Annotated in this window: 18 protein-coding genes; all 18 read right to left on the bottom strand. The window is 44.5% G+C overall.

The features are described 5' to 3' along the window. Positions 1–118: 118 nt before the first annotated feature. Positions 119–991 carry a M23 family metallopeptidase gene (locus BAE46_RS05265; protein WP_070111908.1) on the bottom strand — a complete coding sequence of 291 codons (873 nt, stop codon included), beginning with the start codon at positions 989–991 and terminating at the stop codon, positions 119–121. 290 nt (positions 992–1,281) lie between these two features. Then, positions 1,282–2,211: a UDP-3-O-acyl-N-acetylglucosamine deacetylase gene (gene lpxC, locus BAE46_RS05260; RefSeq protein WP_006006505.1), complete on the bottom strand. Its 930-nt coding sequence runs from the start codon at positions 2,209–2,211 to the stop codon at positions 1,282–1,284. Positions 2,212–2,378: 167 nt separating this feature from the next. Continuing rightward, the gene (gene ftsZ / locus BAE46_RS05255) at positions 2,379–3,521 is read right to left on the bottom strand and encodes a cell division protein FtsZ (RefSeq protein ID WP_006006503.1); all 1,143 of its coding nucleotides are present in this window, start codon (positions 3,519–3,521) and stop codon (positions 2,379–2,381) included. Positions 3,522–3,587: 66 nt separating this feature from the next. Further along, positions 3,588–4,817: a cell division protein FtsA gene (gene ftsA / locus BAE46_RS05250; protein ID WP_006006502.1), complete on the bottom strand. Its 1,230-nt coding sequence runs from the start codon at positions 4,815–4,817 to the stop codon at positions 3,588–3,590. Positions 4,818–4,831: 14 nt separating this feature from the next. Beyond that, positions 4,832–5,737 (bottom strand): cell division protein FtsQ/DivIB, encoded by a 906-nt coding sequence (locus BAE46_RS05245; protein ID WP_006006500.1) that lies wholly within the window; start codon positions 5,735–5,737, stop codon positions 4,832–4,834. Continuing rightward, positions 5,730–6,842 (bottom strand): D-alanine--D-alanine ligase, encoded by a 1,113-nt coding sequence (locus tag BAE46_RS05240; protein WP_006006498.1) that lies wholly within the window; start codon positions 6,840–6,842, stop codon positions 5,730–5,732. The genes BAE46_RS05245 and BAE46_RS05240 overlap by 8 nt, the downstream gene beginning before the upstream one ends. A gap of 2 nt (positions 6,843–6,844) precedes the next feature. Continuing rightward, positions 6,845–8,272, bottom strand: coding sequence for a UDP-N-acetylmuramate--L-alanine ligase (gene murC / locus BAE46_RS05235; protein ID WP_141729320.1), 1,428 nt, complete (start codon positions 8,270–8,272; stop codon positions 6,845–6,847). A 59-nt stretch (positions 8,273–8,331) separates the two neighbouring features. Continuing rightward, complete coding sequence (gene murG, locus BAE46_RS05230; RefSeq protein WP_006006495.1) at positions 8,332–9,459, bottom strand: undecaprenyldiphospho-muramoylpentapeptide beta-N-acetylglucosaminyltransferase; 1,128 nt, start codon at positions 9,457–9,459, stop codon at positions 8,332–8,334. Beyond that, the gene (gene ftsW / locus BAE46_RS05225) at positions 9,452–10,699 is read right to left on the bottom strand and encodes a putative lipid II flippase FtsW (RefSeq protein WP_244884985.1); all 1,248 of its coding nucleotides are present in this window, start codon (positions 10,697–10,699) and stop codon (positions 9,452–9,454) included. Before ftsW ends, murG begins: the two co-directional genes overlap by 8 nt. Before the next feature lie 11 nt (positions 10,700–10,710). Next, on the bottom strand, positions 10,711–12,186 hold the full coding sequence (gene murD, locus BAE46_RS05220; protein WP_006006491.1) for a UDP-N-acetylmuramoyl-L-alanine--D-glutamate ligase: 1,476 nt from the start codon (positions 12,184–12,186) through the stop codon (positions 10,711–10,713). 3 nt (positions 12,187–12,189) lie between these two features. Beyond that, positions 12,190–13,272 (bottom strand): phospho-N-acetylmuramoyl-pentapeptide-transferase, encoded by a 1,083-nt coding sequence (mraY, locus tag BAE46_RS05215; protein ID WP_006006489.1) that lies wholly within the window; start codon positions 13,270–13,272, stop codon positions 12,190–12,192. Then, on the bottom strand, positions 13,272–14,774 hold the full coding sequence (locus BAE46_RS05210) for a UDP-N-acetylmuramoyl-tripeptide--D-alanyl-D-alanine ligase (RefSeq protein ID WP_006006487.1): 1,503 nt from the start codon (positions 14,772–14,774) through the stop codon (positions 13,272–13,274). Before BAE46_RS05210 ends, mraY begins: the two co-directional genes overlap by 1 nt. After that, positions 14,771–16,396: a UDP-N-acetylmuramoyl-L-alanyl-D-glutamate--2,6-diaminopimelate ligase gene (locus BAE46_RS05205; RefSeq protein ID WP_006006485.1), complete on the bottom strand. Its 1,626-nt coding sequence runs from the start codon at positions 16,394–16,396 to the stop codon at positions 14,771–14,773. Before BAE46_RS05205 ends, BAE46_RS05210 begins: the two co-directional genes overlap by 4 nt. Next, on the bottom strand, positions 16,383–18,164 hold the full coding sequence (locus BAE46_RS05200) for a peptidoglycan glycosyltransferase FtsI (RefSeq protein WP_006006483.1): 1,782 nt from the start codon (positions 18,162–18,164) through the stop codon (positions 16,383–16,385). Before BAE46_RS05200 ends, BAE46_RS05205 begins: the two co-directional genes overlap by 14 nt. Next, the gene (gene ftsL, locus BAE46_RS05195; RefSeq protein ID WP_040520946.1) at positions 18,164–18,484 is read right to left on the bottom strand and encodes a cell division protein FtsL; all 321 of its coding nucleotides are present in this window, start codon (positions 18,482–18,484) and stop codon (positions 18,164–18,166) included. Before ftsL ends, BAE46_RS05200 begins: the two co-directional genes overlap by 1 nt. Beyond that, on the bottom strand, positions 18,481–19,446 hold the full coding sequence (gene rsmH / locus BAE46_RS05190) for a 16S rRNA (cytosine(1402)-N(4))-methyltransferase RsmH (RefSeq protein WP_006006478.1): 966 nt from the start codon (positions 19,444–19,446) through the stop codon (positions 18,481–18,483). Before rsmH ends, ftsL begins: the two co-directional genes overlap by 4 nt. Then, entirely contained in the window at positions 19,443–19,901 is a 459-nt protein-coding gene (mraZ, locus tag BAE46_RS05185; RefSeq protein WP_006006476.1) for a division/cell wall cluster transcriptional repressor MraZ, read from the bottom strand. The genes rsmH and mraZ overlap by 4 nt, the downstream gene beginning before the upstream one ends. Before the next feature lie 435 nt (positions 19,902–20,336). Beyond that, positions 20,337–21,110: a SapC family protein gene (locus tag BAE46_RS05180; protein ID WP_006006474.1), complete on the bottom strand. Its 774-nt coding sequence runs from the start codon at positions 21,108–21,110 to the stop codon at positions 20,337–20,339. Between the last annotated feature and the right edge of the window lie 319 nt (positions 21,111–21,429).

The raw sequence follows: 21,429 nt of genomic DNA, 5'->3' as shown, positions 1-21,429 counted from the left end.
TCCAATTTTGATTAGCGTTAAAAAAGGCGCATATTACCACAAAGTGATCAAATATGGCCCATAAAGTCGTGTACGAAGATTATATCTTTTACACTAAACAAAGCGTGTAATTGGCAGACTAGCGGTATATGAAAGGTAGTGGATCTATTTGGCGACCGTTTTCAAGGACTTCATAGTGCACGTGAGCCCCAGTAGAACGACCCGTGTTACCCAAAAGTGCAACTGCTTGCCCTTTGGTTACGATGTCACCTTTTTTAACGGTTAAGACAGAATTATGACCATAGCGGGTACGTAAACCATTGCCATGATCAATTTCGACTAAACCTCCGTAACCAGAGCGATTCCCAGCCCAGGTAACTATACCTGCGCCGGTGGCGACCACTTCGCTGCCTTCTTCTCCGGCAAAATCTATACCTTTATGCATAGTAGGTTTACCGTTAAATGGGTCTTTGCGAATACCATAATACGAAGATAACCAACCTTTACTAACCGGCCTGCCAGCCAGTTTGCTTTCTTGTTCTATATTAAGGCCTTGGAGAATAGATTCAAGGGCGCTGAGTTGCTGTACTTTAAACTCTAACGCGTCGGCCATTTTTTCAATTTGAGAAGTTAGCTCGGCGTCTTTGCTAAGCTGTGTATTAATTTCTTGAGGTAAGACAAAGTCGGCTTCAGTGAGACCATTTTTTTTGGCCAAACTGGCTGAAATGGAATCTAGCTGATTAAGTTGAAATTGCATTGCGGCTAGCTGGCCGATTAGCCTATCTAGCTTTTCACCAGTACTGTTGTGCAGTTTATCGACTAAATCGACCTGCTCTTGCGGACCGGTCTTAACTACATTTAGCCTTATTTGGTTTTCATATACCGACTCTGTCGTTCTACTAGAGACTAAGAATACCAGTGAAACTCCCACCACTAGGCTTACCGTTTTACGAATAGAAAATCTCTTCGCAATTCGTGTGTTCTTGCCTTTGATTAAAATGGTGATACTCATGGCCTTGGATTCTCTTTTACAGTTTATATGGACTGACTAAGCTACACAGCCGTTCATTCTTTTATAGACCATTTAGTATAAAGCAATAAGCCCAGTGTTATGTATTTGTATGTATACCTAAAAAATAAAATGATACGCCCTGCAGCATGTCATAAAATGACTGCTGTGGAATTGCAATGATCGTGCAAAGCTACCGTGCAAAGCTACCGTGCGTAATTGCTTGGCAACAAACGTAAAAAAACTGGCTACAAGTAACCAGTTTTTTGCATTGCTGTAGTCTACACATAAGTTTAGGCAAAGTTAACGCCTAATTTTCTTGGATTTTCAATAAATTTAATGGGCAAGTTCTCTTCATTTTCAAATTCAACGTACTCCCATGCGCTTCTATCATCTAGAATAGCATTGAGTAGCTTGTTATTTAAACCATGCCCCGTTTTGTAGGCAACTAATTCACCAATTAAATTATGCCCACCTAAAAATAAGTCGCCTATTGCGTCTAATATCTTATGCTTTAAAAACTCGTCTGAATAGCGTAAGCCTTCAGGATTAAGCACTCTAAATTCGTCAAGTGCCACTGCGTTATCCATGCTCCCGCCTAATGCAAGGTTCATCGAATTCATCGTTTCTAAATCGCGCATGAAGCCGAAAGTTCGTGCTCGGCTTACTTCATCAAGATAAGAGTCCTTAGAAAAATCTAATATGCAGTGCTGTCTTGTTTGTGAAATTGCAGGGTGTGCAAAGTCAATCCTAAAATCCACTCTAAAGCCGCTATATGGCCTGAACTCTGCCCATTTGTCATCGTCTTCAACACGCACTACTTTATTTACTTTAATGAACTTTTTGGGTTTGTCTAGTTCCACGATACCCGCGCTTTGCAGCAGGAAAATAAAAGGACTGGCGCTGCCGTCCAAAATTGGGAGCTCGTGACTATCAACTTCAACAATAATATTGTCGATTCCCAAGCCGGAAAGCGCTGACGCTAAATGCTCTACGGTATAAATAGAATGGCCATCAGCATTTGTAATGCAGGTACACAGCGTGGTATCACCTACGTCTTTTGCGTTGGCGTGAATATAGGCGGGCGGGTTTATATCCATACGCCTAAAAACAATACCTGTGTCTGCAGGCGCTGGACGTAGTGACATTGTCACTTTGCGGCCTTTGTGTAAGCCGATCCCAGTTTCTGTAATAGATGTTTTGAGGGTTCTTTGTTTTAACATATCCGTATCGTCGTCACTTTGAGCTTGAAAATATTACAGATTAAACAACTAAAAGTCAAAGGATTTTAATTTTGCAAGCTTTATCGACAAGTTTATAACTGTTCAGACCACCTGTGTGATCCAAAAAAATTCGCACCAAACTATTCGTATAATTTGGTGCGTTGTTATCAGTCTGCTTGTCTGCGTAAAAACGCTGGAATGTCTAAATATTCCAATTCACTTGGCTGCTCTTCATCTAATTTCATCGCTTGATTACCCTCTACAGAGCCCTTCGAGCGACTTTCAGATGCTCCACTAGGCTCTCTATAAGGTTTCGTAGACTCTGAAGTAACAAGTGAAATATCAGGCTTGCGGTCGGCACCAATGCCTGTGGCAACGACCGTGACTCTTATTTCGCCTTCTAATTCTGGATCAATCACCGTTCCTACTACTACCGTAGCATTTTCTGAAGCAAAGGCTTTTACGGCATTACCAATGATTTCATACTCGTCAATGGAAAAGTCTAAACCTGCGGTAATGTTCACTAGAATGCCACGGGCTCCCGACAAATCAATATCTTCTAACAGTGGGCACGCTATTGCAGCTTCTGCAGCTTCTTCTGCTCTATCTTCGCCGCGTCCAACGCCGCTGCCCATCATCGCAGTGCCCATTTCAGACATTACCGTTTTAACGTCGGCAAAGTCGACGTTAACTAAGCCGGTGCGGGTAATAAGCTCGGCAATACCCTGCACAGAGCCTTTTAATACGTCGTTAGCGGCATTAAACGCTTGCAATAAAGGCGTGCCTTTGCCCATTACTTTTAGCAATTTTTCATTGGGTATAGTAATTAACGAGTCGACGTATTGAGACAACTCAGCAATACCTTGGTTCGCAAAATCTAGCCGCTTTTTACCTTCAAACGGAAAAGGTTTTGTCACCACAGCAACAGTCAGTATCCCCATTTCTTTGGCTAATTGGGCAACCACAGGGGCTGCTCCCGTGCCAGTACCACCGCCCATGCCAGCGGTGATAAAAATCATATCAGCGCCTTCTAAGGCTTGACGGATTTTTTCACGGTCTTCTCTTGCCGCTTCCATTCCTACGTTAGGATCGGCGCCTGCGCCTAAGCCTTTGGTTAGCTCTGTGCCAATTTGTATTTTGATTGCTGCGGTGGATTTTTTTAATGCTTGCGCATCAGTATTCATCGCTATAAAGTCAACGCCTTCGATGGTTGCATCAACCATATATTGGACTGCGTTTCCGCCGCCGCCACCAACACCCACTACTTTTATTACCGCTTCGTCTGAAGGCGGTTCCATTAGTTCGAACATGGTTATTCTCCGATACCGTTAAGTCTGCGCAACAGACTTGTTATTGTTTTAGCGCTCAAAGGCCCCCTAAAATGCACCTTTAAACCAGCTCTTTATGCGTTTTAACACGCTTTCGTCGTCATGCTTAGCTGACGCTTTCTTATTATTAGAATTTTGTTTGCCGTACTGCAGCAGACCGACTGCGGTTGCAAAACAAGGATCGTCTACATACTCGGCTAAGCCTTTTACACTGTGCGGCTTACCAATTCGTACTGGCATTTGAAATATTTCTTCTGCGAACTCTACAGCACCCTCCATTTTGGAAGTGCCTCCTGTAATAACTAAACCGGCGGCTATCTGCTCTTCTAATCCACTGGCTTTGATATGCTCATAGGCAATTTCTAATAGCTCGTGGTACCTAGGTTCGATTACTTCAGCGAGTGTGTGGCGCGACATAGCGCGCGCTGGTCTACCGCCAACACTTGGCACATCAATGGTTTCTTCCATACTAACCATGCTTTTTAATGCACAGGCATAATTCACTTTAATTTGCTCTGCATTATTCATTGGTGTTCGGAATATTTTTGCTATATCACTTGTTATCTGATTACCCGCTAATGGTATAACAGCAGTATGTCTTATTGCACCGTCTGTGTAAATCACTATGTCGAGAGTCCCGCCCCCAATATCAGCGACACAAACACCTAATTCTTTCTCGTCTTCGGTTAACACGGCATAGCTTGACGCTAGCGCTCCAAATATGGTCTGATCAACAGTTAAATCGCAGCTTTCAACACACTTCACTAAATTCTTTGCCATGTCCTCTGCACACGTAATAATATGCGCCGCGGCCACCATTCTGACGCCCGACATCCCTATGGGGTTTTTAATACCCTCTTGCACATCAATCACATATTCTTGAGGCAACACATGCAGAAGCTTTCGTTCAGCGGCCATTGGTACCGAACGCGCGGCGTGAATGACGTTATCAACATCATCTTGTGTCACTTCTTGATTATTAATGGGCACCATACCAGTTTCATTTTGGCACTGAACGTGGCGGCCACTAATTGACATAAATACACTGGACACTTGGCAATCAGCCATAAGTTCCATTTCGTTGATCGCATGGCGAATTGAATCAATGACTAAATTCAAATCGTTTACGCCGCCTTTATCCATTCCACGAGACTTGTGTTTGCCTACGCCCACAATACTTATATTGCCATCGTCTAATATTTCACCCAGGACCGCTTTAACGGTACTCGTGCCGATATCTAGCCCAACTATTAAGTCTCTTTCTAATGCCTTAGACACAGTATTTTCGTTCCTTAACTATTATTATTGATACTTTGGAGGCCAAGCTTTTTGAGGTTACGTGGCGCCCCCCAACCAACAGCCAAACCAGTGTCATAGCGCAAATCAACATACGCTACTGACTTTTCTTCCTGCAGCAACAATGGATAAACGTCTATATATCGCTGCAGTCTGTTTATATACTCTTGACGTCCTAATTTTAATAAAACTTGATTGTGTAACTTTACTTGCCACGCAAAGCGTTCACTTAGTGACAATAAGGCAATTTTTTGACCACTTATATTCAGTAGTCGCTGCATATGAGTATACCCTGTTAGCGCTGTTTTTTCGCTACCCATTGGACCGTATAAAAGCGGTAATTTTTGTAATTCTGCTCGCCGCATTTGGGTAAATGGGGACTCACCATTTGCTTGCATGTTCTCTTGCTTAGCAGGCAACCCTTCAAACGTGTCCCCGTATCGATTTAGCAGCAAATCATCATTCCATATTGCAACCGCCTGTTGCTCCACAACATGTATATATAATTTGCTGGGCCAACGCTTTCGTACCGACGCGTTGTACACCCATGGCTGCACCGCCATTAGACGGTGCACATGATTTACATCAAGTGTAAAAAAACTACCCTTAGCTTGGCTTCTAATAATATTTTGAAGCCCAAGCTTATCGAGCATTTTTATTTCACCGCTGATAACAATTTCTTGCACCGGCAGCCTTTGCTCGTCTTGTAACCACTCGTATGCGCCAAAGCTTGCATAAGCTAAGGCTGAAATTACCACCAAAAAAATAGGGAAACCGACTAAAAAGGGAGTTTTTTGCAGCGCTTTATCTGCCTTTTGCGACCTTGCTGATGTTGTCAGCGCGGTATCAGGCAGCACGTTCTTTTTCAGCTTGTTCTGCGCTGCTGGCCCTTTGTCACTCACTATTATCTCCCAAACCTTTGTTGATGAGGTTTGCCGAGGTGTTTTGCCCATCATTGTTGAGTGTATCTTGCTGTTTAATTAAGCTTTCCTCTAAACTACTACTAAGCGAATTTCGCTCTAAGTCTGACGTCAATGTTTGCGCCAAAATGTGTACCACCAGTTGCTCAAAACTCAAACCAGTTTGCTTAGCCGCTTTTGGCACCAAACTGGTCTTTGTCATGCCCGGCACGGTGTTACTTTCTAATAGATAAAACTTCCCGCATGGCTTACCTTTATTATCAATCGCCCTGTCGCGCATAATATCTATACGTCCCCAACCCTTTCCCTGTAAGGCTTTAAAGGCCTCAAGCGCTAAGGATTGAACATATAATTCATCGCTATTGCTTAAACCACTTGGGCAATTGTACTGGGTAGTAGTTGCTTGATATTTTGCAAAATAATCATAAAACCCTGACGCCGCTTTCATACTAATAGACGGCAAAGCGCGGGTGCCTAAAATACTGACCGTATATTCTGGCCCGGTTATGAAGGCTTCTACTAGCACCTGTGAGTCATATTCAAAAGCTGTTTTTATGGCGCTTAGCAGTTCTCGTTCGTTTGTGGCTTTCGTCATGCCTAGACTTGACCCTTCTAAACTCGGTTTTACCATCACTTCGCTGCCAATTAGCGCCAATATTTGGGCTGCGTCTGAGGCTTTGAATTCATCTTTTAATATTACCACATACTCGGCTGTTGGTAGTTTACGTGCGTGCCATATGAGTTTACTCAATACCTTGTCGATAGATAAAGCAGAGCCTGTAACGCCGGACCCGGTGTAAGGTAAGCCAAACAGTTCCAGGGCGCCCTGGATAGATCCGTCCTCGCCGCCTCTTCCATGTAGAGCAATGAACACCCTGTCAAATTTTTCGTCTTTAAGTTCGCATATACGGCGATATTTTGGATCAAACCCGTGTGCATCAATGCCGCAGTGGTTGAGCGCATCTAATATTGCCTTGCCAGATGCTAAGCTTACCTTGCGTTCAGCTGAATTACCGCCAAAAACAACGGCGACCTTACCGAAGGTTTCAGGGCTAACTGTAATAGACGCAAGTGAACTTAGTGTCATAACTATGCCTCATCACCCATTAATAGATTTAGCTTGCAGCCGTTCTCGGCTAAAGCAGTGGCAATATTGCCTATGTTACCCGCACCTTGCAAAAACACCACGTCTTGATCGCACAGCACATCGTTAAGTATTTCGTAAACCTGCTGGGGTTTACCTACATATATTGGGTCTATTTTACCTCTTTGCCTTATTGAACCGCACAGTGTTCGGCTATCAACACCTTCAATCGGGGCCTCACTTGCGCCATACACGTCAAGCAATAAAAGCACGTCAACTTTAGATAATACTTCTACAAAATCTTCATATAAATCGCGCGTTCGCGAATAACGGTGAGGCTGATACACCATCACTAAACGTTTATTAGGCCAGTTACTTCTAGCCGCTGCTACTGTCATATCAACCTCAGTGGGATGATGACCATAATCGTCAACTAAGGTAACACTTCGTGCGCTGGCGTTAGCGCTGGGCAAATCAAATTGACCCAACACCTGAAACCGTCTGCCTATACCCTCAAATGAAGCTAGTGCCGCTAAAATATCGCGGTCACTCAAGCCTTCTTCGGTCGCTATGGCAATAGCGGCCGTGGCGTTTAGTACATTGTGAATGCCAGTAATATTTAAGTCGACCTGCAGTGCGGTATGATTTTTTCTTAAGACCTCAAAGCGACTCTTATTTACACTATAGCTTATGTTGCAAGCAACATAATCACTATCCTTCTTAATGCCATAGGTGATGTACTTTCGTTCAATTTTAGGGATAAGCTCTTGAATTACCTTGTCATCGGCGCACAGCACGGCAAGTCCATAAAAAGGTAAGTTGTGCAGAAACTCCACGTAGGCGCTTTTCATTTTACTAAAGTCACCGTCATAAGCGTCAAGATGATCAGCCTCAATGTTAGTCACCACGCTGACCGTGGGCTGCAAATGTAAAAATGATGCGTCGCTTTCATCGGCTTCAGCAATAAGATATTTACTTTCACCTAATCTAGCATTGGTGCCGGCACTGTTAAGTAAGCCGCCAATCACGAAGGTAGGGTCTAAATTAGCCTGTGAAAAAATAGTCGCAATCAAGCTAGTGGTGGTCGTTTTACCATGTGTGCCGGCTATGGCTATGCCGTAGCGAAAACGCATTAGCTCTGCCAACATTTGCGCGCGACGAATAACTGGAATGCGATTTTCGTTTGCTTTAACAATTTCAGGGTTAGTGGCGTCAATTGCAGAAGACACCACTACGACATCTACCGCGAGTAAGTTATCGCTTCTATGCCCAATGAATACCTGTGCGCCCATGCTTTGCAAACGCGACGTCATTTTACTCATACTTATATCTGAACCGCTTACTTTGTAGCCTAAGTTGAGCATGACTTCGGCAATGCCGCCCATGCCTGCGCCGCCTATACCTACAAAATAGATATGCTCGACTGCGCGCATCTTATGAACGGGAGCGTTTGAAGGTAATTTAGTCGTACTTGCTATGGGTGATTTCACTGCTAATCCCTCTTATTATTTTTGTTTTGCATATTAGCATTCACTGCTTTTTCGATAAACGAGGCTACCTCAAACGTCGCATTTTTATGTGCGCTCGCCCTTGCTATAGACGCAATTTCATCGCGTTTTTCAAGCGACAAACAGACCGTCTCTAAAGCGGGTAACAGTGACGTTTCTAAGGCGCTTTGTTGGATCAATAGAGCACCGCCTTTATCGCTTAAATACCTAGCATTTGCGCTTTGATGATCGTCTACCGCATTTGGTAAAGGCACAAAAATCGCGACTCTGCCGGCGCCGGCAACCTCGGCGACGGTTAACGCACCGGCTCTACAAATGATAATATCTGACCAGCTAAAGGCGCTTTGCATATTATCTATAAATTCAATTACCTCAACGTTTGGCATGTTCTGATAAGCCGCTTGTACCTGCGCGTGTTTATTTGCGCCCGACTGATGCATTACCGACACTGAAAAACGTTTACCCAGCGTGATTAACACCTTGGGAACGATTTGATTTAATGCTAATGCGCCCAAACTCCCTCCCACAATAAGAATATTAAGGCTTTGTGTGCTATTTGCTCGGTGTTTAGGGGCAATATCAAAGAAATCTTGGCGTATAGGGTTGCCGACATAATGTGTATTTGAAGGCGAAGACTTGTTGGCAGCATTTGCCGGCACAACGCTGGCTAAGTCGAATCCTGTCAGCGTGAAGGTCGCTATTTTTGCCAAATATCTGTTGGTCATGCCAAACACTGCATTTTGCTCGTGTACCACTAAGGGAACTTTTAACAGCCAAGCGGCAATACCACCAGGCCCGCTAGCGTAGCCGCCCATTCCGAGTACCGCACTAGGCCTTAATTTACGCAATAAGGCAATAGATTGAAAAAGCGCACCTGCCAGCTTAAAAGGCGTTAATAACTGCGTGATTATTGATTTACCGCGTAAACCGCCGATATTAATAAAATGAATATTGAAGCCGTACTTAGGGACTAGTTGAGCCTCCATTTTATCAGCGGTCCCAATCCACTCTACCTGCCAGCCTTTTTCGCGCATAAGGCTTGCTACCGCAAGACCTGGAAAAACATGCCCGCCGGTGCCACCCGCCATAATCACTAATGAGCATTTATTCATCGTCGCCTCTGCCCGCTTTCGTCTTTTTGGCGCTTGATGAACGAGCGCTGCGGGAAATGGCATGTACACCATCCACCCGTAATTCAAAATCGATTCGCACCAGCAGGGCTACCGCAATGCTCATAATAATTAAGGATGAACCTCCGTAGCTCACCAGCGGAAGGGTGAGTCCTTTTGTAGGCAATAAACCAGAGCTAGCCCCAATGTTAATTGCCGTTTGTAGGCAAATCCAAATGCTAATGCCATAGGCGGTAAACGCTTCAAACGGACGTTGGTTAGACAAGGCTAAATTACTTATTTGTAAGCCTTTCACAATAAGCGTGAACAGCAGTACTAGCACTATCAATATACCCACGTATCCAAATTCTTCGGCCAAAATAGCCATAATAAAATCGGTGTGTGCTTCGGGTAAAAACTCTAGTTTTTGCAAGCTATTGCCAAGACCTTCTCCAAACCAAGAGCCTCTCCCATATGCCATAAGTGACTGCGTAAGCTGATAGCCATCACCAAAAGGGTCAGCCCACGGATCTAAAAAACCTGATATGCGCGCGCGTCGGTAATCAGAGGTAGCAATTAACAAGGCAAAAGCCGCGGCGCCTGTAAAAATGACCGCAAGAAAGTGCCCTAGCCGCGCACCAGCTAAAAATAAAAGTGCGAGGGTAGTAGTAAACATCACCACTACGGTGCCTAAATCGGGCTGCATTAATAATAAAGCAGCAAACACAAAAAAAACAATTAAGGGCTTAAAAAAACCTCTTAAGTTGTCTTGTACTTGCTCGTATCTGCGCACTAAATAGCCGGCTAAGTAAAGAAAGAAAAACAGTTTTGCAGGCTCTGCAGGCTGCACAGTGATGGGCCCAAGCACTATCCATCGTGTACTTCCATAAACGGCCTTGCCATTTACGATAACAATAATAAGCAGCGCAATGGCCAAAAATAGTAGGTAGGGATTTACCACCCGCCAAAATTGCATGGGTATATTTAGTACAATTAATGCGGCTGTAATAGCCAGTAATACGTAAATACCGTGACGAATAGCAAAGTGGTAAGGGTTATCGTACATGCGCTCAGCAATGGGCATTGAGGCTGATGTCACAATAATAAAGCCAATGGTATATAAGGCTAAGCAGACCAATACAAGCAATAAGCTGTAAGGGCGCTGACTTGCGTGATCATGCCTATTTGCAAACATTTCGCTCAGGCTGAACTGCTGTATAATTCTATGTGAGGTGCTTTGCATGCTAGGATCCATTACGCGGTTACCTGCGCGGTGACCGCTTGGCAAAAAAGCTGGCCGCGATGTTGATAGTTGTTGAACATATCAATGCTTGCACACGCTGGCGACAGCATTACGCCTATGTAAGGATTGTCATGATTGCGCGCAAGCTCACCGGCATACGCCTTTGCTTTTTCAACCGCGTCTTCAATTGAATTAGCGCGTGTAAACGGCGTGCCAAATTGAGTAAATAAGTCGGCATCTTTACCAATTAGAATTAGCCTGTCTACATGCGTCGACATAGCATGAGCAAGCATTTGAATGTCGGCGCCTTTTGCATCACCACCGGCAATAAGAATAATATGGCTTACCTGCTTTGCTAAACTTTCAAGCGCGGCCAAACAAGCGCCTGGGTTAGTGGCTTTAGAATCGTTTATCCATATGCTTGTTTTGCTGTGATAAACCGTTTCAAAGCGGTGCGGCAACCCTTTATATTCACCTAGTGACTGCGCCGCAAGCACTAGGTTAACCTTCAATATTTGGCAACACGCAAACACTACCTGCATGTTCACAAGCTGAAACTGGCTTATGCCCATAACCTGACTTGCATCAAATAAAAAATGCTGGCCACAGTAAATGCCCTTGCTGGTTTGATAAAAGTGCTTGGTAGAATCACCTAGTTGGCCTCCATCAAATTGATTATAGCCGACACTTATCGCGTTTTCTAAGGAAGAAGGAGATGTCGCGCTATCGTCTCGATTGAATACAACAGTGGCAGCATTTGCATATATTTGCTGCTTGGCGAGCGTGTATGCCGCCATAGAGCCGTGGCGGTCAAGATGATCAGAACTAATGTTTAAAATGCAGCCTATGTCAGGACACAAACTAAAGGTAGATTCTAGTTGGAAACTAGAAAGCTCAAGTACAATGATGTCGATGCGCGGCGCAGATGTGTTTTGTTCGCTGTGGCCATTATTGCCAGCTAAAATAAAATTAGGCGCAATAAGTGCTAGCGCGGCGGTACCAAAATTGCCCCCAAGCGCCACATTCACGCCCTGCTTGAGCAGCACTTTGGTCAGCATGTCAACCACGGTGCTTTTACCGTTTGAGCCGGTAACCGCAACAACTTTAATAGGATTTTCACCCGGCACAAGCCCGCTATTGATTTCGTTGAGCTGGCGTGCAAATAGTTCAATGTCGCCTATTACTGCGCTAGCATGCCCCTTATGTGCGATATAATTTTGTATAAAGGCCTTGCGTAAATTAACACCAGGGCTTACCACTACTTGGTCAAATTCTCTTAAATCAAGGGCTTCATGCACTTCGCAAAAAGTGAGATTTTCAGTATTGGCGAGACTTTGCTTATTGCTAGTGTTGAAGGAATCGTCAAACACGCTTACCTTCGCGCCTTTATTAAGCAAAAACGCCACGCATGCTTTACCCGTTACACCATAGCCAATAATGGCAACTGACTGGTTTTCGTAAGAATAAGCATTTGCGAGAGGCCTCATACTCTACCTCAACTTAAGCGTGGCTAAGCCAACTAACACGAGGATAAGCGAAATGATCCAAAACCTCACAATGACTCTTGGCTCAGGCCAGCCCTTTAGCTCAAAATGATGGTGAATAGGCGCCATTCTGAATATGCGTTTGCCACGTGTTTTAAAACTCCACACTTGCAAAATAACTGACAGCGTCTCTGCTACAAATATACCGCCCATGATAAATAGCACTATTTCTTGTCTGACCAGCACCGCTAGCACGCCTAAGGTGGCGCCTAATGATAGGGATCCCACATCGCCCATGAAAACTTGGGCCGGATAAGTGTTAAACCATAAAAAACCAAGACCTGCGCCGACTATAGCGGTGCACACAATGACTAGCTCACTGGTCATTGGAATAAAAGGAATGTGTAAGTAGCTTGAAAAATTTATATTGCCCGTGGCGTAGGCGAAAATCGCGAAGGCACCTGCCACTAATATAACCGGCACTATGGCAAGGCCGTCTAAACCGTCGGTCAAATTAACCGCGTTGCTGGTGCCCACAATAACAAAGTAGCTCAAAACTAAATAAAAAAGGCCAAGCTGAGGTAAAACGTCTTTGAAGAAAGGCACAATTAGCGAAGTTTCGGCCGCCATGGTGGTGGTTGAGTACAAAAAGAAGGCCACCCCAATGGCAATGATGGACTGCCAAAAGTATTTCCATCTGGCAATAAGCCCGTTGGGATCTTTGCGCACCACTTTGCGATAGTCATCTACAAAACCTAAAATGCCAAAACTCACCACCACAAACAGCGTCACCAGCACATACTTATTAGTTAAGTCGGCCCATAGCAGACAGCTGGTTAATATAGCCGCAAGTATCAGCACGCCGCCCATGGTAGGCGTGCCTGATTTTGCCAAATGAGTTTGCGGCCCGTCATCGCGTACGGTTTGTCCAATTTGCATACGCTTTAACCACGCAATCATTTTAGGCCCAATTAAAATAGCGATAAGTAGCGCGGTTAAGGTACTTAAAATTGCTCGTAAGGTAATATAAGAAATTACATTAAAGCCACTTTCGTATTGAGTAAGCCATTGTGCCAGCCAGAATAACATTAATCAGGCTCCTTTTTGTTCGACAGTAAACCATCATCGCTTTGACTAAAGTCAAATGCCATTAAGGCCTCGACCACTTTTTCCATAGCCGCACCGCGCGACCCCTTCACTAGGATAGTTACGCTGGTGCTTTGTTCCATTTGGCCCAGTGTATTTTTACTCACGCTAGTATTTGAACGAAGCGGCGTAGAACGGGCAATGAGTGGCCGTATAATTTTAATTAATGCTTCAAATGCAGATTGGGTGTCAGCACAGGCGATACCTTTGCTTTGCATTGCGCTGCTGGCATGCCTACTTAAGGGACCGCAACTAATCAAGGCGTCTATATTATGTGTCTGTGCGTATTCGCCTATTTGCGTATGATACATACTCGCTTGGTCACCTAGCTCGCCCATATCACCAAATACAAGTACCCTTGTGCCAGTAAAACTTGCCAGTAAATCAATCGCGGCTTTAACTGAACCCACGTTTGCATTATAAGTATCATCAAGTACTTTAATAAACGGCGTTAGCTGCTTGACGCTGAGTCTGCCGGCAACACTTTGCATATTGAACAGTCCTTGTTGAACATTTGATAAATTAGCCCCTGCACTTATTGCTAAAGCCGCTGAAAGCACAGCATTTCCAACGTTGTGAATACCAGGCACTCGCAATTTTATGGCCACGCTGCCAATGGGCGTAATCATCTCAAACTCAGCGCAGCCGGCAGAGTTGATAGAAACTTTTTTAGCATGAAAGTCACCCTTATCAGATTCATATGAAAAGGTGAGTATTTGCTGCGTGCTTGAGGTACCTTGCCAAAATTCGAAAAACTGACTGTCATGATTCAGTATCGCAACCGCCTCTGGCGCCAGGCCTTTAATAATTTCACTTTTTGCACGGGCAACCCCAAACAAACTGCCGAAGCCTTCAATGTGTGCTGGTGCAGCGTTGATAATGGTGGCAACATCGGGTTTAACTAAACCGCAGGTGTAGTCAATTTCACCTTGGTGGTTAGCGCCTATTTCAATTACCGCATACTCATGGCTTTCGTTCAGGTTTAGTAAAGTAAGCGGCACACCAATATCGTTATTGAAATTGTCTTTGGTTGCGAGTACTTTGCCCCGAGTGCTTAAAATTGCATTAACCATTTCCTTGACCGTAGTTTTTCCACTAGAGCCGGTTATAGCGATTGTTTTGGGAGATAATTTTTGTTTTACTGCTGCCCCAAGTTTGCCTAAGGCAATTCGCGTGTCGCTGACTCTTAAGGTAGGAATAGCACATGTAAAATCAGGCTCACTGACAATTACCGCAGCAGCCCCTTTATCGATAGCGGCGGCAACATAGTCATGCCCATTAAAATTTGGACCCACTAGGGCAATAAATAAATCGCCTTGGCGGATAGAGCGAGTGTCGGTACTCACGCCCTTAATAATTTGGTTAGCAACACTCTCTAGCATAGGCTCTGGCGTGCAAGCAGCTTCAATTTTTTGCGCTATCCACGCGACAGAAACGGCTATCATTGTGGGCCTCTTGAACTTTGCGCGCTTGGCGTGTTTGTGCGCGGTGCAACAGCACTAGTTAGTCGCCTAACAATGTTTCTTTCGTTATAGTCAATACGCTGATTATTGATCTCTAGGTAGTCTTCATGTCCTTTACCCGCCACTAAAATAATGTCGCCGACGCTGCTGGCTTGCCACGTTTGGCAAATCGCCTTTTCGCGATCAAGTTCAATGCTAAGGCTTTGGTGCGGCGCTAAGTCATGCAGGCCTTTTTGTATGTCTGCTATAATAGTAGAAGGCTTTTCGTTTCTTGAATTGTCTTGGGTAAGTACAATGCTGTCAGCATATTGCTTTGCTATACGGCCCATTAGCACTCGCTTACTGCTATCGCGATTGCCACCGCAGCCAAAAATACAAATTAATTTGCCTTGAGTATGCACGCGCGCTGCTAGTAAGGCTTGCTTTAGTGCATCGGGAGTATGTGCATAGTCTACTAAAACGCTGGCTTTTGTACTTGTAAACAGCTCCATCCTGCCAGCAACAGCGCTAATGCTTGAAACGGCATCAACAAGCGCAGCAAACGAGAACCCTTGAGCAAGCAAGGCGGTTACTGCGGCCAATAAATTTGCCACATTAAACGCACCTATTAACGGCCCGGTGACGCGCTGCTGAGCGTTAAAATAGGGAAACCGTGCGTGCAGCATAAAGCTTATTCCTTGTGTGGAATAGTTTATCTCGCTGGCCCAACATCCATGCCTCTTTGCACTTAAATCATGCAGCGAAAACCAGTATACCGCTTGCTCATCAAAGGTCTCAACTTGCCACTTTAACGACTCATCATCATCGGCATTAAGCACAATTTCACTTAGGTCTTGGGCCTTTAACAGCAGACGCTTGGCCTGACCGTAAGATGCCATAGAACCATGGTAATCAAGATGATCTTGGGTCAAATTAGTGAACACACCGCAGCCAACCTTTAGTTTACTCAAGCGGTCTTGCGCAAGTCCATGTGAAGACGCTTCTAGCATTACACTGGTGCAGCCTCTTTTTTGCAGCGTGGCTAAGGTAGTAACAAGCGAAATGATGTCAGGCGTTGTGTTAATCGTTTCACTTAGCTTTTGTTGCGCGCCTTTAGTAAACAAATTCACCCCAAGTGTACCTATACTGGCGCTCGGCTCATGACATAAACTGCTTAACTGCGCCATTAACGATGCCACCGATGTTTTACCATTAGTGCCGGTAACGGCGGTAATACTGGGCAGCGCATTTTGTGATTGATTTGTGGTGTTATTACCAGTATAAAAACAGTAGGCAATATCTGCGAGCTTCTGCTGTAAATCGTGCACAAACAAGCAGCTTATAGCATGCTCACTTTTACCGCGGCGCTCTTCAAGCATGCCGTGCTGCTGTGACTTGGCGGTATCTAAAAAAGCCAGTGAGCAACCGCTTTTGGCGGCCATATCAATATACTGATGACCTGAGGTATGGCTACCTGATATAGCTAAAAATAAAGTGCTAGCGTTAACCGCGCGACTGTCTAAACTTAAACAGTCAAGCGCTGAAAAGTCACGCTGGCACAATGTGGCTGAGTCTATGTGTAAATAGCGCAGCACGTTGTGCAGCCTAAGGTTAGCGCCGGGCATTAAGCTGTCGCTCCACTACTGCGTCTATATTCATAGCGTCGGGAGGAATATTCAATATTTGCATAGTGTCTGACACAATAGATGAAAACACAGTCGCGGCGGTGTCGCCGGCGTGATAGTAGTCACCGCCTGGTTCGTTAATTAACACTACCACCGCAATTTGTGGATTTGAAACAGGCGCAATTCCCGCAAAAATATTAACATACTCTTGACCGTAACTGCCCGCAAAGGCCTTTAAACTTGTGCCCGTTTTACCTGCTACCCTGTATCCTGGGACTCTCGCCTTGTAAGCGGTGCCGTCTTTTTGCGTTACCGCTTCCAACATTAGCAGCACATCACTGGCCACCTGCTTTGAAATGACACGTTCAGGCTCGGTGACCGGATTCATATTCTTTACCACCGACAGCGGGCGCTTCAAACCGCCGTTTGCAATAGTGGCATACATGCGAGCCAATTGTACCGTGGTAACTGCAATGTTATAACCAAAGGAAAGTGACGAAATTTCATGATCGGACCAGCGCGCGCGCTCATGGAAAAGGCCGCTTGATTCGCCAATCATGTTAGTACCCGACTCACTCATTAAACCCATATTGTAATAGAAGTCTATCAGCACTTCTTTGGGCATAGACAAGGCCAGCGCTGAGGTACCTATATTACTAGAATGCTGCATAATTTCGGTAATACTCAGTTTGCCGTAATTTCTAGCATCTTGTATACGACTGCCGCCCAATCGACGCCAGCCTGGAGAGGTATCAATTATACTGTCTTTCTCATAATAGCCGCTTTCGAGCGCGGCGATTATGGATAAAGGTTTAAGCACGGAGCCCGGCTCAAAGGCGTCGGTGATGGCTCTGTTTCTCACGCGATAGCTTTCCATGGTTGCGCGATTGTTAGGGTTATACGAAGGTGTATTAGCCATTGCCAGCACTTCACCTGTGTGCACATCAACAATGACCACTGACGCAGACGCGGCCTGAAAAATGATTGTAGCTTCTTTTAACTGCCTAAATGCGATTGCTTGAATGCGTTGGTCAATGGTTAGCGTGACATCGTTGCCCTGTTTACCGGCCGTCTGTTCGAGTATTTCAACCTGTCTATTTTTCCCATCGCGAATAATTTTACGTTCACCAGGCGTGCCGGTAAGCCATTTATTATAAAGACTCTCGATACCTTCGCGGCCTTTATCGTCGGCGTCGGTCATGCCAATAATATGTGATGACACTTCACCTTTTGGATAATATCTTTTTGACTCGTCAAGTAAAAACACACCAGGCAGAGCTAAGTTTCTCACAAAGGTGGCCATAGCCGGCGTAACTTGGCGCTGTAAATAGACAAAGCGGCCGGGGCCGCTAACGCGTCCTATCAATCTGTCAACATCGGTGTCTAATACCTCTGCTAAGGCCTCCCATTTACGCAAATCTTCCAATGAATTATTATCTGCGATTATCTTAGGATCTGCAGACACCGCTTGCGCCGGCACGCTCACCGCAAGTTGCTGGCCATTTCTATCGCTTATTAGGCCTCGATAGGTAGCGTTTTCGCGAATACGTATAGTACGTTTATCGCCTTTTTGAATCAGTTGGTCACTTTGGATGACTTGAATAAAAGCGGTGCGAGAGGCCAAGGCGACAAACACGGCTAGCACCGCAATTAACACCACCCAAAAACGCCATTGCAACAGCGTAGGGGCGACTTTTTGTTTAGCGTGACGCGAACTTTTCTTTGCTATTCGCTTTCGTGGCTTTGACGGACTTGACACGGCTGTCATTATTTCACCCTCAGTAAGACTTCGTCTTCGCGGGTAGGCCTTTTCATGCCCAATTTTTCTGACATAGCGCGTTCAATACGGTTGTGCTCGGTAAGTGCACTTTGCTCTATTATTAAGTGTCGCCACTCAATGTCTAAAGCATCCTTTTGTTTTACCAGTTGCTCTTGTGTTATCACAAGCTGTCTATTTTCATGGCTACTAATAATAACGGCAAGGGCTGAAGCGATTACACAAAAAAACAAAGCCAAGAGAAACAAATGCCGGCTCAAGTCCGACATAACAATCACTAATAAATTAAAATTCGTGCTTGGCTTACTCATAGTTTCATGGCCGCTCTAAGCACCGAACTTCGCGATCTAGAATTTCGCTGCACCTCTTCATCGCTTGGCTTGATAGCCTTACCAATTGGCTTGAGGATTTTTCCAAGGTCAAGCACGGCTTGGGTAAGCGGCAGTTTTGAGGGGTATTTTGGCCCTTGGCTTTGGCTTTTAATAAAACGCTTAACCATTCTGTCTTCTAAAGAATGAAAGCTAATTACCACCAAACGGCCACCCGTGCAAAGCACGTCTACCGATTCAGCAAGTCCTAATTCAAGCTGTTTAAGCTCGCCATTAATAAATATACGCACGCCTTGGAAGGTCCGTGTTGCGGGGTGCTTAAACTTGTCTTTGACCGGCACGGCTTTATCTATTAATGCCGCAAATTCGGCCGTAGTTTCTAAGGGCTTAATAACGCGCTGTTCTAGTACTGCATGAGCAATGCGCGTGCCAAACTTTTCTTCTCCGTATTGCTTGATGACTGTAGCGATCTCGCTAAGGCTGGCGGTATTTAACCACTGTGCTGCGCTTACACCAGAACCGGTGTCCATACGCATGTCAAGTGGACCATCTTTTTGAAAGCTGAACCCGCGCTTGGCATCGTCTAGCTGAGGAGACGATACGCCAATATCCATTAATACGCCGTCTATTTTGCCATATAAACCAAGATCGTTTACAACGGTCTTGATGTTGGCAAATGCACAATGATGAATACTAAATCGCTGGTCGCTAGCAAGGCTTGCTCCAGCTTCAATAGCCTGTGGGTCACGGTCTAGAGCTATGAGACGGCCGCTGTCACCCAACTGGCTTAAAATAGCGCGGCTGTGACCGCCGCGGCCAAAGGTCGCGTCTATGTATATACCGTTAGCTTTGATGTCAAGGGCTGCAATGGATTCTTGCAGCAACACAGAACGGTGCGAGAGTGTCGCACTTGCGTTGGCTTGTTCGGGTATGGCTTTTTTCATAAAGAGAAGTCCTGAAGTCTTTCGGACTGCTCGTAGTCGCCCGTTTGCTCTATTTTAAGATCTTCTGCTACTTGTGCAAACCATGTGCTTTGTGACCAAATTTCAATACGATTACGCTGACCCACTAACATAATCTCTTTATCAAGATTGGCATATTGCCTTAGCGTAGGTGCGACTAGCACACGGCCACTTTTATCCATTTCTACGTCGGTTGCATAACCAATAAGCAAACGCTGAATGCGCCTTTCATCGGAATTCATGGTCGAAAATTTACTTAGTTTTTCTTCAATAATATCCCACTCTGGGAGTGGGTAAAGTAGTAAACAGGATTGTCGATTATCAACCGTACAGACCAGCTGTCCCTGGCAATCATCCATAAGGGATTGACGGTATCTTGTGGGAACCGTCAAACGACCTTTTGTGTCAAGATTGATTGCGTTAGCGCCGCGGAACATTACCCCTAGCCTTTTTAGTTGTTAGTAGCTCATGTTATTTTTATTATTAAACTGGCTGCCACAGTTGATAAAAGAACAAAGTATAAATAAACCCTTTTTTACCACTTTCTCCCACTATTTGACAGTTTATTGACTTTCAACGCTTAATGTCAAGTTTATTTACACTTTATGGCGTATAAAATACACCTAGAGAAATCTTATGTTCAGATCCAAATTTATATTCGTGTTAAGTAACCATATTTATCATATACTTAGGGGTAATTTATAAAATAAAGGTTATAGATTGAAAAGTAAACGTTGCGGTCATTAGTTCTTGTTTTTTAAAACTTATTTAGCTCGCTTTGTTGCGGGCGTAACATTACTGACGTAAAAAACCGCCTTAGCGGTTTTTTACAATATTTTTAAGATAACAACGTGGTAATCGCTATTGATCACTTAAGCAATTGGCGCTTGCTCAACGTCAGGGGTTGCTGCAGGCGTCGCTGGCGCTATTTGAATTGACTTTATCGGGTTGTCTGTTTTGTTCGACAGCTCAACTAAACGATTTAACTGACCTAAAGACAGCATGGTCGAATATGCTGCGCCTAAAAAACCAGACTTATGCAGTTCTAGCACTTTGTCATCGGCTAAAGCGATAAGTTTTTTCTCGTCTATTGACAAAATACCCGTCACATTGCGCGCTTGGCCGCTGCTGTACGCAATACGAATTTGGATTACTTCCAGTAATTCTAGCGCTTGGAGTTGCTTTATAAAACGCTGATTTTGTACTTCACTATTAGCCAGTTCGGTTAAAAATTGCTGACGATTTTTAAGAAAATCGCTAGCCTCGCCCGCTTCTGTGAACAAGGGCTGACCTTCGTCGCTTAGCAACTCACTGTTCTCATCGATATATAAACCAAGGCGGTCACCGTCTGGACGTATGTCAAAAGGGTAACGCTGAATATTCATTGGTACGTGGGGTCCCTGCCAGCGTCCTTCAGCATAAAACAAGTTTTGGCCTTGCTCTAACCCGAGCATTGCCACAGAATGCACATTTTTAGATTTTGGATCTTCAATAAACACCAGCGGCATAGAGCCTGCTAGCTGCGCATATTCACGAATAGTGGTAGCGGCTAAATGGGTATTAGCCACCATGTCAAAATTAACTTTTGGTACAACTTTTAATGCACTGTGCTTTTCTTTATCAAGGGGAACGTAATTAGTAGCCATGTGTAAATCTCTATTTTAATATTTTATTTTAAGCTCAAAGAAGCCGCGTATTATTGTATAAATGCGCTTAAAAGTCACTATTTAACCAAATTTTAACAAAGACTTCCTATAGGTTCCTGATATTCATATTTCTTTTTTAATAAGCCCTTAAAATTATTTGTCCATAGGCGCTGTTTTTAAGGAAAAAAATGCAGGAGTATGTACTAGACGGTTGTCAAAACAAACGTTGATATTCATGAACACTCATTTTCAAATAGCTTGCGTTGCATTAATTACTTGACTGAAGCTACAGCGGGCATAGCATTCAAAAGAAATATAA

The organism is Glaciecola punicea, assembly GCF_001756615.1.
GTDB classification, from domain to species: Bacteria; Pseudomonadota; Gammaproteobacteria; order Enterobacterales; family Alteromonadaceae; genus Glaciecola; species Glaciecola punicea.
This window is presented reverse-complemented; position numbering and strand designations above follow the sequence as displayed.

Bases quoted from the DNA above. Each gene is read 5' to 3' on its own strand.
- rsmH (WP_006006478.1), bottom strand. From the start codon at position 19,446: ATGAAAAAAGCCATACCCGAACAAGCCAACGCAAGTGCGACACTCTCG.
- BAE46_RS05265 (WP_070111908.1), bottom strand. From the start codon at position 991: ATGAGTATCACCATTTTAATCAAAGGCAAGAACACACGAATTGCGAAG.
- ftsZ (WP_006006503.1), bottom strand. From the start codon at position 3,521: ATGTTCGAACTAATGGAACCGCCTTCAGACGAAGCGGTAATAAAAGTA.
- ftsL (WP_040520946.1), bottom strand. From the start codon at position 18,484: ATGAGTAAGCCAAGCACGAATTTTAATTTATTAGTGATTGTTATGTCG.
- mraY (WP_006006489.1), bottom strand. From the start codon at position 13,272: ATGTTATTCTGGCTGGCACAATGGCTTACTCAATACGAAAGTGGCTTT.
- BAE46_RS05205 (WP_006006485.1), bottom strand. From the start codon at position 16,396: ATGCCCGGCGCTAACCTTAGGCTGCACAACGTGCTGCGCTATTTACAC.
- murG (WP_006006495.1), bottom strand. From the start codon at position 9,459: ATGAATAAATGCTCATTAGTGATTATGGCGGGTGGCACCGGCGGGCAT.
- ftsW (WP_244884985.1), bottom strand. From the start codon at position 10,699: ATGCAAAGCACCTCACATAGAATTATACAGCAGTTCAGCCTGAGCGAA.
- murC (WP_141729320.1), bottom strand. From the start codon at position 8,272: ATGCGCGCAGTCGAGCATATCTATTTTGTAGGTATAGGCGGCGCAGGC.
- lpxC (WP_006006505.1), bottom strand. From the start codon at position 2,211: ATGTTAAAACAAAGAACCCTCAAAACATCTATTACAGAAACTGGGATC.
- mraZ (WP_006006476.1), bottom strand. From the start codon at position 19,901: ATGTTCCGCGGCGCTAACGCAATCAATCTTGACACAAAAGGTCGTTTG.
- BAE46_RS05200 (WP_006006483.1), bottom strand. From the start codon at position 18,164: ATGACAGCCGTGTCAAGTCCGTCAAAGCCACGAAAGCGAATAGCAAAG.
- BAE46_RS05240 (WP_006006498.1), bottom strand. From the start codon at position 6,842: ATGACACTAAGTTCACTTGCGTCTATTACAGTTAGCCCTGAAACCTTC.
- BAE46_RS05180 (WP_006006474.1), bottom strand. From the start codon at position 21,110: ATGGCTACTAATTACGTTCCCCTTGATAAAGAAAAGCACAGTGCATTA.
- BAE46_RS05210 (WP_006006487.1), bottom strand. From the start codon at position 14,774: ATGATAGCCGTTTCTGTCGCGTGGATAGCGCAAAAAATTGAAGCTGCT.
- murD (WP_006006491.1), bottom strand. From the start codon at position 12,186: ATGAGGCCTCTCGCAAATGCTTATTCTTACGAAAACCAGTCAGTTGCC.